16 protein-coding genes are annotated in these 17,115 nt (G+C 73.4%); 9 read left to right on the top strand and 7 right to left on the bottom strand.

Annotated elements, in window-relative coordinates; all coding sequences use genetic code 11:
- Nucleotides 1–297: 297 nt before the first annotated feature.
- On the top strand, nt 298–1,857 hold the full coding sequence (locus GFH48_RS23845) for an RICIN domain-containing protein (RefSeq protein ID WP_153290200.1): 1,560 nt from the start codon (nt 298–300) through the stop codon (nt 1,855–1,857).
- Between the two features lie 42 nt (nt 1,858–1,899).
- Here the strand turns inward: GFH48_RS23845 and hutI are convergent, their stop codons facing one another.
- The 4 genes from hutI to hutU form a co-directional block, all read right to left on the bottom strand.
- Nucleotides 1,900–3,069: an imidazolonepropionase gene (hutI, locus tag GFH48_RS23840; protein WP_153290199.1), complete on the bottom strand. Its 1,170-nt coding sequence runs from the start codon at nt 3,067–3,069 to the stop codon at nt 1,900–1,902.
- A 32-nt stretch (nt 3,070–3,101) separates the two neighbouring features.
- Entirely contained in the window at nt 3,102–4,466 is a 1,365-nt protein-coding gene (locus tag GFH48_RS23835; protein WP_153293077.1) for a formimidoylglutamate deiminase, read from the bottom strand.
- Nucleotides 4,457–5,659 (bottom strand): allantoate amidohydrolase, encoded by a 1,203-nt coding sequence (locus GFH48_RS23830; protein ID WP_153293076.1) that lies wholly within the window; start codon nt 5,657–5,659, stop codon nt 4,457–4,459. Before GFH48_RS23830 ends, GFH48_RS23835 begins: the two co-directional genes overlap by 10 nt.
- Before the next feature lie 92 nt (nt 5,660–5,751).
- Nucleotides 5,752–7,416, bottom strand: coding sequence for a urocanate hydratase (gene hutU, locus GFH48_RS23825; RefSeq protein WP_153290198.1), 1,665 nt, complete (start codon nt 7,414–7,416; stop codon nt 5,752–5,754).
- A gap of 176 nt (nt 7,417–7,592) precedes the next feature.
- Between hutU and GFH48_RS23820 the strand changes: the two genes are divergently transcribed.
- The 5 genes from GFH48_RS23820 to GFH48_RS23800 all read left to right on the top strand — a co-directional run bounded on the left by GFH48_RS23820 (nt 7,593) and on the right by GFH48_RS23800 (nt 11,428).
- Entirely contained in the window at nt 7,593–9,026 is a 1,434-nt protein-coding gene (locus GFH48_RS23820) for a type III PLP-dependent enzyme domain-containing protein (RefSeq protein WP_228120906.1), read from the top strand.
- Nucleotides 9,027–9,255: 229 nt separating this feature from the next.
- Nucleotides 9,256–9,654, top strand: coding sequence for a hypothetical protein (locus tag GFH48_RS23815; protein ID WP_153290196.1), 399 nt, complete (start codon nt 9,256–9,258; stop codon nt 9,652–9,654).
- Nucleotides 9,651–10,463 carry a transcriptional regulator gene (locus GFH48_RS23810; protein ID WP_153290195.1) on the top strand — a complete coding sequence of 271 codons (813 nt, stop codon included), beginning with the start codon at nt 9,651–9,653 and terminating at the stop codon, nt 10,461–10,463. Before GFH48_RS23815 ends, GFH48_RS23810 begins: the two co-directional genes overlap by 4 nt.
- A 64-nt stretch (nt 10,464–10,527) precedes the next feature.
- Nucleotides 10,528–11,037, top strand: coding sequence for a roadblock/LC7 domain-containing protein (locus tag GFH48_RS23805; RefSeq protein ID WP_153290194.1), 510 nt, complete (start codon nt 10,528–10,530; stop codon nt 11,035–11,037).
- Between the two features lie 16 nt (nt 11,038–11,053).
- On the top strand, nt 11,054–11,428 hold the full coding sequence (locus GFH48_RS23800; RefSeq protein WP_148008749.1) for a roadblock/LC7 domain-containing protein: 375 nt from the start codon (nt 11,054–11,056) through the stop codon (nt 11,426–11,428).
- A gap of 38 nt (nt 11,429–11,466) precedes the next feature.
- On the opposite strand, the gene GFH48_RS23795 is transcribed toward GFH48_RS23800, so the two are convergent.
- The 3 genes from GFH48_RS23795 to GFH48_RS23785 form a co-directional block, all read right to left on the bottom strand.
- Nucleotides 11,467–12,036: a hypothetical protein gene (locus tag GFH48_RS23795; protein WP_153290193.1), complete on the bottom strand. Its 570-nt coding sequence runs from the start codon at nt 12,034–12,036 to the stop codon at nt 11,467–11,469.
- Nucleotides 12,037–12,240: 204 nt separating this feature from the next.
- Nucleotides 12,241–13,101: a MurR/RpiR family transcriptional regulator gene (locus GFH48_RS23790; protein WP_153290192.1), complete on the bottom strand. Its 861-nt coding sequence runs from the start codon at nt 13,099–13,101 to the stop codon at nt 12,241–12,243.
- Nucleotides 13,098–14,618 carry an aromatic amino acid ammonia-lyase gene (locus GFH48_RS23785; RefSeq protein WP_153290191.1) on the bottom strand — a complete coding sequence of 507 codons (1,521 nt, stop codon included), beginning with the start codon at nt 14,616–14,618 and terminating at the stop codon, nt 13,098–13,100. The genes GFH48_RS23790 and GFH48_RS23785 overlap by 4 nt, the downstream gene beginning before the upstream one ends.
- Nucleotides 14,619–14,760: 142 nt before the next feature.
- Between GFH48_RS23785 and GFH48_RS23780 the strand changes: the two genes are divergently transcribed.
- The 3 genes from GFH48_RS23780 to GFH48_RS23770 are packed head-to-tail and all read left to right on the top strand — an operon-like array spanning nt 14,761 to nt 17,115.
- Complete coding sequence (locus tag GFH48_RS23780) at nt 14,761–15,801, top strand: ABC transporter ATP-binding protein (protein ID WP_194280882.1); 1,041 nt, start codon at nt 14,761–14,763, stop codon at nt 15,799–15,801.
- Nucleotides 15,798–16,439 carry an ABC transporter permease gene (locus GFH48_RS23775; protein ID WP_153290189.1) on the top strand — a complete coding sequence of 214 codons (642 nt, stop codon included), beginning with the start codon at nt 15,798–15,800 and terminating at the stop codon, nt 16,437–16,439. Before GFH48_RS23780 ends, GFH48_RS23775 begins: the two co-directional genes overlap by 4 nt.
- 1 nt (nt 16,440) lies before the next feature.
- Nucleotides 16,441–17,115 carry an ABC transporter permease gene (locus tag GFH48_RS23770; protein WP_153290188.1) on the top strand — a complete coding sequence of 225 codons (675 nt, stop codon included), beginning with the start codon at nt 16,441–16,443 and terminating at the stop codon, nt 17,113–17,115.

The raw sequence follows: 17,115 nt of genomic DNA, 5'->3' as shown, positions 1-17,115 counted from the left end.
ACGCACACGAGCGGTCCCAGAACTCCCCCACGCACTCCCGCCACCCCCACGAGCGGTACGGGAACTCCCCCGCGTGGTCCCGGCGGAAAGCGGTCCGGCCCTGACGGCGCCGGGCCGCTTCTCTCCGCTTCATCCGGTTCCCACCGCGCGGTTCCCCGTCCCCGGCGGAAGTTACCCGGGGAAACCTCATCTCCACCCCTTTCCCCAGGGGGTCACCCCTGTCACTGTGGGCACCCCAAACTGGCCGGTACGTCAGCACGGGGCGAGCGACCGCGCGGGGGACGAGGAGGCGGAGGGATGGCTCAGGGCGATCCGGCCGGCAAGGACGACGAGACCGGGGCCGAGGGCGGCGGCGTCCACGCGCAGACGCCCGACGCGCGTCTGACCGAGCTGCTGCGCGCCGCCACCCCCACCGCGTACCCGGCACTGCAGGAACTCCGCGGCCGCCACCGCGCGTCGGTCCTCGCCTACGCCCGCCTGTGCACCACGAGCGAGTCCGTGGCACGCCAGCTCGCGGCGCAGGCCTTCACCCTCGCGGCCCGGGAGACGGCCCGCGGCAGCGACCCCGGCGTCCCGTGGCGGCACCGGCTCCTCCTGCTGACCTCACGGGTGGCCGCGTCCTGGGCCGCCGACGAGCGGGCCGCCGGCCTCGACTCCGGGCTGCTCCTGGTCCTGAACACGGCGGGCCCCGAGGGTCCCGTCCCGCGGATGCTCCCGGCGTTCCACTCCCTCCCGTCCCGTGCCCAGGGCCTGATCTGGTACGGACTGGTGGAGCGGGAGCCCGGGGAGCGGACGGCGGTACTGCTCGGCCTCACCCGTGAGGACGTGACGTACGGCACGCGGCAGGCGCTCCAGGCCCTGGGCCAGGCCTGTCTGAAGGCGCGGCTGGCCGCCTCCGACGACCCTGCCTGCGGGGACTTCCGGCGGCTGATCGAGGAGTCGCTGCGACCCGACAACCCCCGCTTCAGTTCCGACCTGGACGCGCACATGGCGCGCTGCGCGCACTGCACGACGGCGTACGAGGAGCTGTCCGTCCTGCGCGACCACCCGCGCACCACCCTGGCCGAGGGCCTGCTGCCCTGGGCCGGCACGGCGTACACCATGACCGGCGCCGATGACCCGCCGCCCGAGGTCCGGGCGCCGTCCGGGCCCTGGCCGCCGTCCCGCCGCCTGGTGCTGGCGTCCGCGGCCCTCGGGGTCGCCCTGGCGCCGCTGCTGCTCCTCCTGCCGTCGTCCGGTGGCTCACCGGCCCAGGACGCGGTGGGCGCGGTCGGCACTCCCGCGAACCCGCCGTCGGTGACGGTCACCGCGACGGTCTCGGCGACCCCCTCCCCCTCGCCGTCCGGCGCGTCGCCCTCGGCGACCGGCGCGTCCGCCTCCCCGACGGCGCCCGCGTCCCCGTCGAGGTCCACGCGCCCGAAGCCGTCCCCCACTCCCACCCCGGCCGCTCCGCCGGGCGGCGCGTACGCCCAGGTGGTGAACGCCGCGTCGGGCCGGTGCCTGGACATCCGTGACGGCGACCTGGAAAAGGGAACGGACGTCGTCACGGCCCCCTGCGACTCCTCCTCCACCCAGCGATGGCGCGTCGACGCCTCCCTCGGCGTCCTCCGGTCGTACGCCGACGACGACTTCTGCCTGGACAGCCGCGGCTCCGTCGACAACGGCGTCGGCATCTGGGAGTGCTCGTCGGCCGAGGGCCGGCACGCCCAGAACCTGCGGTTCACCGTCGGCGACGACGGCGTGATCCGCCCGGCCGTCGCGATCGAGACCGGGCTCACCCCGGACGGCGGCGACGGCCTGGCGCTGCTCCCGCTGAACGGGAGCGGGGAACAGCGGTGGCGGGCCGGGGCGTCCTGACCGCACCGGACGGCGGGGCGGCCGGGACGGGGGCCGGGAGGGTCAGACCTCGCGTACGCCGCGCCGCCAGACACCGGTGACCAGCGGCACGCCGGGCCGGTAGGCGAGGTGCACGTGGCTGGGCGCGTCCAGGAGGGTCAGGTCCGCGCGGGCGCCGACGGTGAGGCGGCCGACGTCCTCGCGCCGCAGGGCCGCGGCGCCGCCCGCCGTCGCCGACCACACCGCCTCGTCCGGGGTCATCCCCATGTCCCGCACCGCGAGCGCGATGCAGAACGGGACGGACGAGGTGAAGGACGAGCCCGGGTTGCAGTCGGTGGACAGGGCGACGGTGACGCCCGCGTCGAGCAGCCGGCGGGCGTCCGGCCACGCGGCGCGGGTGGAGAACTCGGCGCCGGGAAGCAGGGTCGCCACGGTGTTCCCGTCCGCGAGCGCCGCCACGTCGGCGTCGGTCAGGTGCGTGCAGTGGTCGGCGCTCGCCGCGTCCAGTTCGACGGCGAGCTGGACGCCGGGGCCGTAGGTGAGCTGGTTGGCGTGGACGCGCGGGTGCAGGCCCTTCGCCCTGCCCGCGGTGAGGATCGCGCGGGCCTGGTCGCCGTCGAAGGCGCCCTTCTCGCAGAAGACGTCGATCCAACGGGCGTAGGGGGCGCAGGCGTCGAGCATCTCGCCGGTCACCAGGGCGACGTACGCGGCCGGGTCGTCGGCGTGATCGGGGGAGACGATGTGCGCGCCGAGGTAGGTGACCTCCTCGGTGTGCCGGGCCGCGATCCGCAGGGCGCGTGCCTCGTCCTCGACGGTGAGCCCGTAGCCCGACTTCGTCTCGAAGGTCGTGGTGCCCTGCCGCAGCGCCTCGCCGAGGTAGTGGGTGAGGTTGCGCTCCAGGTCCTCGTCGCTCGCGGCGCGGGTCGCGGCGACGGTGGTGCGGATGCCGCCCGCCGTGTAACCGCGTCCGGACATCCGGGCGTTGAACTCCTCGGTGCGGTCGCCGGCGAAGACGAGGTGCGAGTGGGAGTCCACGAAGCCGGGGAGCACGGCCCGGCCTCCGGCGTCGACCCGGTGGTCGGTGGCGGGTGCCCCGCTCGATCCACCGATCCACGCGATGCGGTCGCCGTCGATGACGACGGCCGCGTCCCGGATCAGTCCGAGCGGGGAACCGTCCCCGACGGAGGGGTCGTTGGTGACCAGACCGGCGATGTTGGTGATGACGGTGCTCATGGCGTCCTTAGTCGGTGGGCCGGGGACGGGTTTCAGGCGCGCAGCGCCTCGACGGCCTCCGCGAGGGCCTTCGGCACATCCGGTACGAGGGTGTGCGCGCCGTCGCGTACGACGGGGCGGCCCGCCACGACCGTGTGGCGCACGTCGGCGGCCGTCGCGGCGAACACGGCCGTCTCGGCGCCGAGTCGCGGCAGTGTCCCGGCCGTTCTGACGGAGTCGAGGGCGATCGTCGTGAAGTCGGCGCGCGCGCCGACTTCGAGGAGGCCCGCGTCGTCCCAGCCCAGGGCCGCGTGACCGTCCGCGGAGGCGGCGCGCAGCAGGGCGGCGGCCGTCCAGTGGCCGCGGGTGCGGGTGCGCAGGCGTTCGTTCAGCTCCATAGCGCGGGCCTCTTCGAGGAGGTCGATGACGGCGTGGCTGTCGGAGCCGAGGGAGAGGGGTGAGCCCGCGCGCTGCAGGGCGGCGGCGGGGCCGATGCCGTCCGCGAGGTCGCGTTCGGTGGTGGGGCACATGCAGGTGCCGGTCGAGGAGTCGCCCAGCAGGGCGATGTCCTCGTCGGTGAGGTGCGTGTTGTGGACGCCCGTGGTGCGCGGGCCGAGGACACCGTGGTCGGCGAGCAGCCGGGTGGGTGTGCGGCCGTGGTGCCGCAGGCAGGCGTCGTTCTCCGCGGTCTGCTCGGACAGGTGGACGTGGAGCGGGGCCCGGCGTTCCTCGGCCCAGCGCGCCACCGTCGCCAGCTGCGCGGCGGGCACGGCCCGTACGGAGTGGACGGCCGCGCCGATCCGTGCGTGGTCGCGCTCCTTGAGCAGGGCGGCGCGTTCGGCCCAGGCGTCCGCGTCGCCGTCGCAGAAGCGCAGCTGGTGGCGGTTCGGCGGCTGTCCGAAGCCGGACGAGACGTACGCCGTGTCGAGCAGCGTGATCCTGATCCCGGCGTCCCGCGCGGCCTCGATCAGGGCCTCGCCCATCGCGTTCGGGTCGGCGTAGGGGGTGCCGCCCGGGGCGTGGTGGAGGTAGTGGAACTCGCCGACGGCCGTGACGCCCGCGAGCGCCATCTCGGCGTACACCGCGCGGGCGAGCGCGTGGTAGGTCTCCGGGGTCAGCCGGTCGGCGACGGAGTACATGATCTCGCGCCAGGTCCAGAAGGTGCCGGAGCCCACCTGGACGGTGCCGCGCAGGGCTCGGTGGAAGGCGTGCGAGTGCGCGTTGGCGAGCCCGGGGAGGGTGAGTCCGCGCAGGATCTCGGCGCCCGGGGGCGGGGTGTGAACATCCGTGCGCAGGGAGGTGATGCGGCCGTCCGTGCCGTCGGCGGAGCCGCCGGCCGACACGGTCAGGGCGACGCCCGGCTCGACGTGGGTGTCGAGCCAGGCGTGTTCCAGCCAGTACGTCTGCGTCACCTGCAGGCCAGCCCTTCGAGTACGTCGGCGAGTGCGGTCACCCCGGCCACGCAGTCGTCCTCGGCGGCGTACTCGGCCGGGGAGTGCGAGACACCCGTGGGGTTGCGTACGAACAGCATGGCGGTCGGGACGGTCCCGGAGAGGATTCCGGCGTCGTGTCCGGCGCCCGTCCCCAGCACGGGGACGGTGAGGTCGGCCGCGGTGGTGAGGATGCGGGCGAGTTCGTCGCGCAGGGCGTGCCCGAACTCGACGACGGGGGTGAACGACTCGCGTACGACGTCGAGTTCGACGCCGTGGGCCTGCGCGTACTCCCGGGCCGCCTTCTCGACGCCGGCGACGACGGTGTCGAGGGTCGGCTGGTCGGCGGCGCGGGAGTCCAGCCAGCCGCGCACCAGGGACGGGATGGCGTTCACGCCGTTCGGCTCGACGGAGATCTTGCCGAAGGTGGCGACGGCGCCCGTGACGCGGGCCTCGCGCCGGGCCGCGAGCACGGTCTCGGCGTACGGGAGCATCGGGTCGTGGCGGTCCACGAGGCGGGTGGTGCCCGCGTGGTTGGCCTCGCCCCGGAAGTCGAAGCGCCAGCGGCCGTGCGGCCAGATGGCGCTGGCGATGCCGATCCGGTCGCCGGAGAGGTCGAGGGCCCGGCCCTGTTCGACGTGGAGTTCGACGAAGGCGCCGATGCGGGCGAGGCGTTCCGGGTCCGGTCCGATGGTGTCGGGGTCGTGACCGGCCCGTTCCATCGCCTGGGGCAGGGTGACGCCGTCGGCGTCCGTGAGCCGGTGCGCCTGTTCGACGGTGAGCTGCCCGGCGGCCAGCCGGGAGCCGACGCAGGCGAGTCCGAACCGGGCGCCCTCCTCGTCGCCGAAGTTGACGACGGCGAGCGGCCTGGTGAACCGGACCTGTCTGCCGCGCAGTTCGTCGAGGGCGGCGAAGGAGGACACGACGCCGAGCGGCCCGTCGAAGGCACCGCCGTCGGGCACGGAGTCCAGGTGGGATCCGGTGACCACGGCGTCGCCCGCGGCGGGGTCGCCGAGCCAGGCCCACTGGTTGCCGTTGCGGTCCAGCTCGTAGCGCAGCCCGCGGGACTCGGCCTGCGCCCGGAACCACGCCCGGCAGTCGGTGTCGGCCCCGGTCCAGGCGAACCGGCGGTATCCGCCGCTGTCCGCGTGACGTCCGAGGGGTTCGAGCTCCCGCCACATGGTGTGGAAGGAGGCCGGCGCGGAGCCGCCCGGTGCCGCGGACGCGCCCGGGGCGGCCGGGGACACGGCCCCCGGCCCACCGTCGTGCTGGGTCACGCGGTCTCGCCTTCCCGCATCGGGACGCGCACGCCGCGCTCGGCGGCGACGGACTCGGCGATGTCGTAGCCGGCGTCGACGTGCCGGATGACGCCCATGCCGGGGTCGTTGGTCAGGACGCGGCGGATCTTCTCGCCGGCCAGCGCGGTGCCGTCGGCGACGGTGACCTGGCCGGCGTGGATGGAGCGGCCCATGCCGACGCCGCCGCCGTGGTGGATGGAGACCCAGGAGGCGCCGGAGGCCACGTTCACCATGGCGTTGAGCAGCGGCCAGTCGGCGATCGCGTCGGAGCCGTCGAGCATGGCCTCGGTCTCGCGGTACGGGGAGGCGACGGAACCGCAGTCGAGGTGGTCGCGGCCGATGGCGAGGGGCGCGGCGAGTTCGCCGGAGGCCACCATGTCGTTGAAGCGCTCGCCGGCCTTGTCGCGCTCGCCGTAGCCGAGCCAGCAGATACGGGCGGGCAGGCCCTGGAAGTGGACGCGCTCGCCGGCCAGCTTGATCCAGCGGTGCAGGGACTCGTTCTCCGGGAAGAGGTCGAGGATCGCCTTGTCGGTCTTGTGGATGTCGGAGGCCTCGCCGGACAGGGCGGCCCAGCGGAAGGGGCCCTTGCCCTCGGAGAAGAGCGGGCGGATGTAGGCGGGGACGAAGCCGGGGAAGGCGAACGCCCGCTCGTACCCGGCGAGCTGGGCCTCGCCGCGGATCGAGTTGCCGTAGTCGAAGACCTCGGCGCCGGCGTCCATGAAGCCGACCATGGCCTCGACGTGCCGGGCCATGGACTCGCGGGCGCGGGTGGTGAAGCCGGCCGGGTCCTTGGCCGCGTAGGAGGCCATATCGTCGAAGTCGACGCCGACGGGGAGGTAGGCGAGCGGGTCGTGGGCCGAGGTCTGGTCGGTCACGATGTCGACGGGGGCGCCCTCGGCGAGCATCCGCGGCAGCAGGTCGGCGGCGTTGCCCAGCAGGCCGATGGAGAGCGGCCTGCGCTGGTCGCGGGCCTCGACGGCGAGCTGGAGGGCGTGCTCCAGGGAGTCGGCCCGCACGTCGAGGTAGCGGTGCTCGATGCGGCGCTCGATGGCGCGCGGGTCGACGTCGATGCAGATCGCGACGCCGTCGTTCATCGTCACGGCGAGGGGCTGGGCGCCGCCCATGCCGCCGAGGCCGGCGGTCAGCGTGATGGTCCCGGCGAGCGTGCCGTTGAACTTCTTCGCGGCGACCGCGGCGAAGGTCTCGTAGGTGCCCTGGAGGATGCCCTGGGTGCCGATGTAGATCCAGGAGCCGGCCGTCATCTGGCCGTACATGGTGAGACCGAGGGCCTCCAGGCGCCGGAACTCCTCCCAGTTGGCCCAGTCGCCGACCAGGTTGGAGTTGGCGATGAGGACGCGCGGGGCCCATTCGTGGGTCTGCATGACACCGACGGGACGGCCGGACTGGACGAGCATCGTCTCGTCCTGCTTCAGGGTCCGCAGGGTGCGCACCATGGCGTCGAAGGAGCGCCAGTCACGGGCGGCCTTGCCGGTGCCGCCGTAGACGACGAGCTTGTCGGGGTGTTCGGCCACCTCGGGGTCGAGGTTGTTCTGCAGCATCCGCAGCGCGGCTTCCTGCTGCCATCCCAGGGCACTCAGTTCCGTACCGCGCGGCGCTCGGACGGGGCGGGGTCCTGACATGGTCTGCCTCCTGTGCGGAACTGTTCCGGCTGACGCTGCGGCGAACTGTTGCAGCAGATATTCACATCTTGGCTTCATGAATAGAGCTAGTCAATAGAGGAGTGGGCCAGCGCGGGCGCGCCGTGGGTGTTTGGCTGGGACGTATGGGTTCGGACAGGGACAGGCCGGGAGATCCGATGAGCGACGGGACGGGCGGGAACAGCGTGCCGCCCGAGGGCCGCGGCGGGCCTGCCGCGGGCGGGCCCGGGCCGGACTCCGACCGGGTGGCGCGACGCGACGAAGCGGTCCGGGCCGCCGTGGAACAGGGGCTGCTGGGACCCGGGTCCCCCATCATCGCGCTGCTCGACGTTCCCGGCATCAGGGCCTCGGCGGCGGCGCTGCGGGCGGCCTTCGACGCCGTGACGGCGCCCGGCACGCCCGTCCTGCACGCCTTCGCGGTGAAGGCGACCCCGCTCGTGCCCGTACTGCGACTGCTGCACGAGCACGGCATCGGCGCCGAGGTGGCGAGCCCGGGGGAGCTGGCCCTCGCCCGGGCGGCCGGGGTACCGCCGTCCCGGACCGTGCTCGACTCCCCGGCCAAGACGACCGCCGAGCTGCGCGAGGCGCTGACGCTGGGCATCGCCGTCAACGCGGACAACCCGCAGGAGCTGGGGCGCCTCGACGCCCTGGTCGGCACCACGAACCCCGCCTCGCCTCTCGGGATCCGGGTGAACCCGCAGGTCGGCGGCGGTTCCATCGAGGCGCTCTCGACCGCGACGGCCACCTCGAAGTTCGGCGTCGCGCTGCGCGACGAGGGCGCCCGGGAGTGGATCGTCCGGGCGTACGCCGACCGCCCCTGGCTGACCCGGCTGCACGCGCACACCGGATCGCAGGGAATCCCGCTCTCGCTGATGGCCCGGGGGATCGCCGAGACGTACGCGCTCGCCGAGGAGATCAACCGGCACATCGGACGGCGGCAGATCGACACCCTCGACATCGGCGGCGGACTGCCGGTCAACTTCGGCTCCGACACCACGTCCCCGACCTACGCGCAGTACGCGCGACTGCTCGCCGAGGCCGTGCCGGGGCTCTTCGACGGGCGGTACGGACTGGTCACCGAGTTCGGACGGTCGCTGCTGGCCAAGCACGGAACCGTGGTCGCGCGGGTCGAGTACGCGAAGTCCGCCGGCGGCCGGCCCGTCGCGGTCACGCACGCCGGGGTCCAGATCGCGGCCCGCACGGTGTACGCGCCCGCGTCCTGGCCGCTGCGCATCGCCGCGTACGACGCGAAGGGGCGGCCCAAGCCCGGACCCGACGTGGTGCAGGACGTCGCGGGCCCCGCCTGTTTCGCGGGCGACCTGCTCGCCGAGGGGCTCGCGCTGCCGTTGCTCGAACAGGGCGACTACGCGGCCGCGCTGGACACGGGCGCGTACTACTTCGCGCACCACTACGCGTACAACTCCCTGGCCCGTCCGGGCATCCACGGCTACGCACCGGCCGGCGACGGCCGGGACGCGGACGGACGAGGGAACCCGGGGATGCGTTTCGCGGTCGTACGGGAGCCGCAGACCGTCGCCGAGATCGTCGCGGAGTCGGGCGGGGCCCAGCCGTCCGCGCTCTCGGGACTGTAGGGCCGGACAGCAGCGCGCGCGGGCCCGCCGCGCGCCCCGGCGGGCTCACGGACGCCCCCCGGGAGGTCTTCGAGCGGACGCCCGCCCGCCGGAAAATGTAGTCAGTCGACCCACCTTAGTCACCAGCGGGCATGTTCCACAGGAAAATGCCATTTCCATCACTCGCCACGCACACGTTGCGTAACTTCGTCGTCACTCGGCCGAACCCTTTGGCGGGAGGGGATAGACGGTGCCCGGAATCGACGAGTGCCTGCTGGAAGCCATGCGACTGCCTGGTGCCCGGGGTGCCGCGGTGGTCGACTGGACCAGCGGGCTGGCCCTGGGCACGGTCGGGGACGCACCGGGCGGTGACCACGAGACGACCGCGGCCGAGGCCGCCGAGCTCGCCCGGCTCGCCGCCGAGCACAAGGCGTTCGCCCCGGCCGACGGTTCCGACTGGTCCGAGCAGGAGACACCGGTCGAGGACCTGATCATCAGCAACCGCGACAGCTACCACCTGCTGCGCTTCGTCAGGACCACCTTCGACAGCAGCGTCTTCCTGCACCTGTGGCTGGACCGGGCGGACGGCAATCTCGCGCTGGCCAGGATCAGGCTCGGCGAGATGGCCGGACGGCTGGTACTGGGATGACCACGGTCAGAACACCGCCCCCGCTCGAACTGCCGGTGCGCGAGAAGGGGGTGGATCCCGTCGGCGCCGTCTCTCCGATGCTCAGCCGGCTCGCCGCCGAGCGCGCCACCGGCGTACTGGTGCGCGAGCGCGGTGTGCTCTACCTCTGCGACGGAGACGTCGTGCACGCCGAGAGCCCCGCCACCCCCTCGCTCGACGTCCTGCTCACCGCGCGCGGAGTGGTGGAGGCGGAGGCCTGGCGGGAGGCGGTCGCGGAGGCCGGCGCGCGACGCCGGGTCGGCCGGTTCCTGGTGGAACGCGGCCGGATCGCCGAGGGCGCGCTCGAACTGTGCCACCTCGGGGCGCTGTACGACGCGGCGTACTTCGTGCTGGGGCCGAGCAGCACCCCGGCCCGGTTCCGGTACGGGGCCGCGCACTGGCTCGGTCCGGTACGCCCCGTACCGGTGGCCGCGCTGGAGCGCGAGACGGTGCGCCGCCGTCAGCTGCTGCACCGCCTCTGGCCCGACCCCGCGACGGACACCGCGCCGCTGGCGCGCTCCCGGCGCGCCTGCGAGCCGTCGGTCCCGCTCAGGCAGTGGGCCGTGCTCGGTCGGGTGGACGGCCTGCGTACGGCCTCGGACATCTCGCTCGCCCTGGGGCGGCCGGCCTTCCACACCCTGGTCGACGTCCGCCGGCTGGCCGCCGCCGGAGTCCTGACGGCGGCGAACCCGCCGGAGCGGGCCCCGGTACCCACTGTGCTCACCCAGTCCTCCGCCGATCCCGACGTCGCCCTGCTGCGCCGGCTGCGAGACGCGCTGGAGGCGCTGTGACCCCGGAACGACGGGAGGCCCTGTGATCCGCGCGCTGCGACAGCGTGCCGAGAGGAGACTGCTGATGGCGGCGGAACCCGAAGTCCTCGACGAGCTGCACCGGTTGAGGGCCCGCGTGCCCCAGCTGACCGGTGCTCTGGCGGCCAGCGTCGACGGTCTCGTGCTCGCCCACGACACGCCGGGAGTGGAGCCCGAGGGCATGGCCGCGCTCACCGCGGCCGCGCTGGGGGTCGCCGTGCGGATGGCGGACGCCACCGGGCAGGGCGACTTCCGCGAGCTGCTGGTACGCGGCGTCGACGGCTATGTGGCGACGTACGCGGCGGGTACCTCCGCCGTCCTCACGCTGCTGGCCCAGGACCGGGTCAACGTCGGCCGGCTCCATCTGGAGGGGCGGCGCTCCGGCAGCCGGATCGGCGAGCTCGTGGAGGCCGCGACGGCGCGCGGCGAGCCGGTCACCCCGGCGAGGGCTCCCACCCGGACCACGTCGCTGCCCACGCGCGCCCGCCCCGCGCGCGGCACGTCCCGTACATCGACCACTCCTACACCCAACACCCCACGCACATCGGAAAGCTGAGAGGGAGAACCACACCATGACCAACACCGAAACCGCGCTGAAAGAGGCGCTGGCGTCCATCGAGGGTGCGACCGGAGCCGCTCTCGTCGACTACACCAGCGGCATGGCGCTGGGCACGATCGGCGGCAGCAAGGGCTTCGACCTCACCGTCGCGGCGGCCGGCAACACCGACGTCGTCCGCGCGAAACTGCGCACCATGGAGCACCTCGGCCTGAAGGGCGAGATCGAGGACATCCTGATCACGCTGTCCGACCAGTACCACCTGATCCGGCTGATGAAGGGGCGCGGCGGCAACGGGCTCTTCCTGTACCTGGTGCTCGACGCGAAGCGTGCCAACCTGGCGATGGCCAGGCACCAGCTGAAGAGGATCGAGGCGGACCTCGAGGTGTAGACGGCCGGGCCGGTGTAGACGGCCGGGCCGGTATCCGGTCAGCGACGTCGCGCTCCTCCGGGCGCGGCGTCGCCGGCCGCCACACCGGTGGCCCGGCAGGCCTTGACCGGCTTGCCCGCGGGGGCGCCGTAGCCCCGGCCGAGCCAGTCGACCCGTACCCAGATCAACGCCTCACCGGCGCGTTCGCGGCGCCCGAGCCAGCCGGCCTTCAGCCACAGGCCGGTGCCCGCGCCGGCCAGCAGCATGCCGCCCGCCGCGGGCAGGGCGAAGGAGCTGCCCAGCGCGGCCACGAAGGCGAGCAGCAGCCACCAGCGGTGACCGCGGCGCCAGTTGCGTATCGTCACGGCCCGGTCCTGCAGCACGTCGTGCTTGCCCGCACGGGCCGCGGAGCGCACCAGCGCGGCGTACCGCTTCCTGCGGGCGCACGCGACCGCGGCGGCGGTCACGACGAACAGCGCGGCGCCTGCCAGGACGCCGATACGCCGTCCGGTCAGGCCCGGTACCAGCACTCCGCCACCCGCCGCGAACACTCCGCACCACCACAGCGGTGCCGCCCCCGCCCTCACGACGACGGCCGTCCGAGCCAGTCCCTGCCCTCCGTGCGCCACCTTCCGCCTCCCTTTCGTCCGCCGTCAGCGTCTCAGGGCGGGCACGCTAACGAGCGAAGGTGAGACGAGTCTGAGAACAGCGGCCGCTCACCTCCGGACCCTCCCCAGGGGGCCCCACGCGCCCAGGGCCCCGCCAAAGGGACCGGGCCGAGCCGCGGACGCGGGGCCTCACCCGGCGGCCGGGCCCCACCAGGACCACGTCGGCTATTCGACGAACAGCCCGCGGGCCGAGGCGCGGGTGTCGAACTCCTCCAGCCGTGCCTGGGCGTCCGGCAGGTCGTCGCACATCGCCTCCAGCAGCACGCGGCCGAGCAGCATGGGGGCGCAGGCCGTGTCGAAGGCGAGGCCGGTGCCGACGGCGGCGGGCAGCAGCAGGTCCGACACCTTGGCCACCGGCGCGAAGGCGGAGTCCGCGACCGTGACGACCGTCAGGCCCGCCTCCTTCGCGTAGCCGAGGGAGTCCACGACCTCACGCGGGTGGCGGGGCAGCGCGAAACAGAGCAGGGCGGTCGCCCCGGCGCGCACGGCCGCGTCGACGCGGTCGTGCAGCATGGTGCCGCCCTCGTGCAGCAGCCGTACGTCGGGGTGGACCTTGGCGGCGAAGTACGCGAAGCCGTACGCCTGGGAGGCCGCGGCCCGCAGCCCGAGCACGGGCAGCGGACGGGAGGCGGCCAGCAGGCGCCCCGCACGCTGCACCGGGCGCGGGTCGGCGAGCACCGCGGCGAGGTGCTTCAGATTCTCGATCTCCGCCTCGACGGCCTGCTGGTACTCGTTGTACGAGCCCGGGGCCGCCGCCTGTTCGGTGGGCGCGACCTCGCGCAGGTGCCGGCGCAGCGCCGGGTAGCCGTCGAAGCCGAGCGCGACCGCGAAACGGGTCACGGACGGCTGGCTGACGCCCGCGAGTTCGGCGAGTTCGACGCTCGACAGGAACGGCACGTCGGCGGCGCGCCGCACCATGCTGTGCGCGATGCGCCGCTGGGTCGGTGTCAGCCGGTGCCCCTCGAAGAGCGCCTGAAGGCGCCCGGCCGGGCTGTCCGTCACGTTCATGTCCCTGTCCACGCTCATGATCCGCTCCCCCTCCAGATGTCCGTGAACCGGTCGAGCAGCGCGGCCGCCGCCGTCACGTCGTCGGTGAGCGGCCGGTCGGCCTGGTCGGGGCCGAGCACCGACTCGGCCAGTTCCAGCGCCCGTCCGGCCGGCAGCTCCGGGTCGGGCCGCAGGTCGCGCTGGCGCAGCGCCCGTACGGCGGCGACCAGTTCACAGCCGACGACGAGACGGTAGGCACCGCACGCCCGCAGTGTCTGCCGTGCGGCGAGCGAGGCGAAACTCGCCTGTTCCTCGACGCCCCGGGAGAGTACAGCGTGGCCGAGCGAGGCGGGCGCGGAGAAGGCCCGCAGGTCACCGAGGGCGGCGCCGGCGGCATATTCCAGGATCATCACCCCGGAGGACGCGGGCTCGTTGTCGGCGAGGAAGGGGCGCAGCCGGGTGTAGGCGGGTTCGTTGAGGGTGGACAGGCGCGAGGTGGACAGCCGTGCCACCTGGGTGACCGCCAGCCTGAAGTGGTCCAGCGCGAGGGCGAGTTGGGCCTGATAGAAGCCGCCGTGGTGGTAGGCGGCCATGTCCTCGGCGGAGATCAGGGGGTTCTCGGCGGCGGCGTTGATCTCGATCCGGAGGACGTCGTCGAGCGCGTCCGCGGCGTCGTGCGCGGGCCCGTGGATCTGCGGGACGCACCGGAAGCCGTACGGGTCCTGGATCCGCCCGAGCGGCGGGGTGGGCCGGTCGGCGGCACCGATCAGCTCCCGCATCCGCCGGGCCACCTCGCCGGACCCGTGGTGCGGTCGCGCGGCGTGCACCGGGGCGGCGTACGCCTCGTGCGAACCGTCCACGGCCAGCAGCGACAGCGCGGCGACGACCTGGGTGGCGCCGATCAGCCCGCGCAGCTCGTGCAGGGCGAGGGCGGACTGTCCGAGGGTGAGCGCGTTGCTGCTGATCAGCGCGAGCGCGTCGTTGTTGTCGAGGGGCTGGGGTCGCGGAGCGCCCGTTCCCCTCCACCGGTGCTCCCCCACCAGCGCCAGTCCGAGCTGGGCCAGCGCCGCGATGTCCCCGGTGCCGACCGATCCGAACTCGTTCACCACGGGGTACGCCCCGGCCTCCAGCGCCTCGCACAGGGCGGTGACGACGGTGGGCCGCAGGCCCGCTCCGCCCGCCAGCACCTGGTTGGCGCGGACGGCGAGCATGGCCCGTATCTGCCGGGCGGGGAGCTCCTCGCCGATCGCGCCGGCGTGGCTGCGCAGCAGCCGCAGACCGTGCTCGGCGGCGGCCTCGGTCGGCACGTCCTCGTTCCGGTTGGCACCGACGCCGGTGGAGCGGCCGTAGACCCGGCCGGTCGCGGCGATCTGCCGGGCGGCGTCCCAGGACAGCTCGACGCGCTTCATCGCCTCGGTGCCGGGAACCGGGTGCGCGGTGCCGTCGGCGAGCCGGACGATGTCCGCGACACCGGCGCCGCACCCGTCAAGGACCACGAGCCCGGCCGGGACCGGTGCGTCCACCGCGTCGAACGTGTCCACATTCCGAGACGACATAGAGCCCGAACTCCCCTCAATCCCGACATTGAATCTTGCCTGGCGGCCACAAGTAACCAGTGATTAACGCCGGACCGTTGACAACCTATTCAGGTACAGAGAACTCTGCATGACGATATGCAGACCGGGCAAGGGACACCTCATGATCCAGTTCGACACGGTCCACAAGCGCTTCCCCAACGGCACCACCGCAGTCCACGACCTCTCTCTGGAAATGCCGGAAGGTGGCGTGACCGTCCTCGTCGGATCCTCCGGTTGCGGTAAGACCACCACGCTGAGGATGATCAACCGGATGGTCGATCCGACCTCCGGCACCATCCGTGTCGGCGGCAAGGACGTCCTGGAGCGGGACGCCGCCGAACTGCGCCGTTCCATCGGTTACGTCATCCAGCAGTCCGGCCTCTTCCCGCACCGCACGGTGCTCGACAACATCGCCACCGTGCCGCTGCTGCTGGGCTGGGGCCGTAGGAAGGCCCGCGCCCGGGCGGCCGAACTGCTGGAGACGGTCGGTCTGGCCGCCGACGCCGGCAAGCGCTACCCGCACCAGCTCTCCGGCGGCCAGCAGCAGCGCGTCGGCGTCGCCCGCGCACTCGCCGCCGACCCGCCCGTCCTGCTCATGGACGAACCCTTCGGCGCGGTCGACCCGGTGGTGCGCACCCAGCTCCAGGACGAACTGCTGCGGTTGCAGAAGGAGTTGAACAAGACCATCGTCTTCGTCACGCACGACGTCGACGAGGCCGTCCGGCTCGGCGACCAGATCGCGATCTTCCGGACCGGCGGCCACCTGGTGCAGTGCGCGAGCCCCGCCGAACTGCTCGCCCGCCCGGCGGACGACTTCGTCGCCGACTTCCTCGGTGCCGAGCGGGGCCTGAAGCTCCTCTCGCTGGAGAACCTCGCCGACGTCCCGCAGGGCCCGGCCCCCGAGGGCGGTGCCTGGACCCTCGTACTCGACGAGGACCGCCACCCGCGGAGCTGGCGCTCCACGTCCGGGGACACCACCTTCCCCGTGCGGCCGCTGCGGGACGGGGATTCCCTGCTCGCCGCCCTGAACGAGTCGATCGCCTCGCCGACCGGTCTGGTGGCGCGGGTCGACGCACAGGGCGCGCTGACCGGCGTCACGTCCCGCGACGACATCCACGAGCACGCCGCCAGGGCCCACGGCACCGCGGACGTCGCCATATGACCATCGACTGGTCCTGGCTGGGCGACCACACCGACGACCTGGCCTCCCTGACCCTCTCGCACCTGCAGGCCGCACTCTCCGCCGTCTTCCTCGGACTGCTGATCTCCCTCCCGCTGGCCGTCGTGGCCCACCGGGTGCGCGCCCTGCGCGGGGTGCTCCTCGGCCTCTCGAACGTCCTCTTCACGATCCCCTCGATCGCGATCTTCGTCCTCCTGCTCCCGGTGAGCGGCCTGACCCGCACCACCACGGTCATCGGCCTGACGGTCTACTCCCTCGTCGTCCTGCTGCGGAACACCGTCGAAGGACTCGACTCGGTCCCCGTGAAGACCAAGGAGGCCGCGAAGGCCATGGGCACCCGCCCGCTGCGCACCCTCCTCACCGTCGAACTCCCGCTCGCCCTCCCGGTGATCATGGCGGGCGTCCGCATCGCGACGGTGATGTCGATCTCCCTGGTCTCCGTCGCCACCTACATCGGCGACGGCGGACTCGGCCAGCTCTTCACGGACGGCTTCCAGCGCAACTTCCCGACGCCGGTGATCGTCGGCGTCGTGCTGACCCTGCTGCTGGCCCTGGTCGCGGACGCGCTGCTGGTCGCGGTCCAGTACGTACTCACCCCCTGGACGAGGCGGCGAGCCTGACATGTACGAACTCTTCGAGAACCTCGCCAAGTGGCTGGTCAGCGGCGACCAGTGGGCCGGCACCGACGGCATCGCGCACCGGATCGCCGAGCACCTGGAGTACTCCCTGTTCGCCACGCTCATCGCGGCCGCGATCGCGCTGCCGCTCGGGCTGCTGATCGGTCACACCGGCAGGGGCGCGTTCCTCGCCATCAACCTGTCCTCCTTCGGCCGCGCGCTGCCCACCGTGGGCCTGGTCGTCCTGGTCTTCCTGATCAGCGGCCTGTCGCTGTGGTCGGTGTACGTGGCCCTGGTCGTCCTCGCCGTACCGGCCATCGTCACCAACACCTACGCGGGCATGAGCGCCGTCGACCCGGAGGTCAAGGACGCGGCCCGCGGCCAGGGCATGCGCGGTCACCAGGTCCTCTTCCAGGTGGAGATCCCGCTGGCCCTCCCCCTGATCATGACGGGCCTGCGTCTCTCCCTCATCCAGGTGGTGTCCACCGCCACGATCGCCGCGTACGTCAGCTTCGGCGGCCTGGGCCGGTACGTCTTCGACGGCCTGGCGCAGCGCGACCTCGTCCAGGTCCTCGGCGGCGCGGTCCTGGTGGCGGTCGTCGCCGTGGTGCTCGACCTCGCGCTGGCCGGACTCCAGCGCTACCTCTTCCGTCATCTCCGTACCGCCGCCGCCCACTGA

It is taken from the genome of Streptomyces fagopyri (assembly GCF_009498275.1).
In the GTDB taxonomy this organism is placed as follows: domain Bacteria; phylum Actinomycetota; class Actinomycetes; order Streptomycetales; family Streptomycetaceae; genus Streptomyces; species Streptomyces fagopyri.
This window is presented reverse-complemented; position numbering and strand designations above follow the sequence as displayed.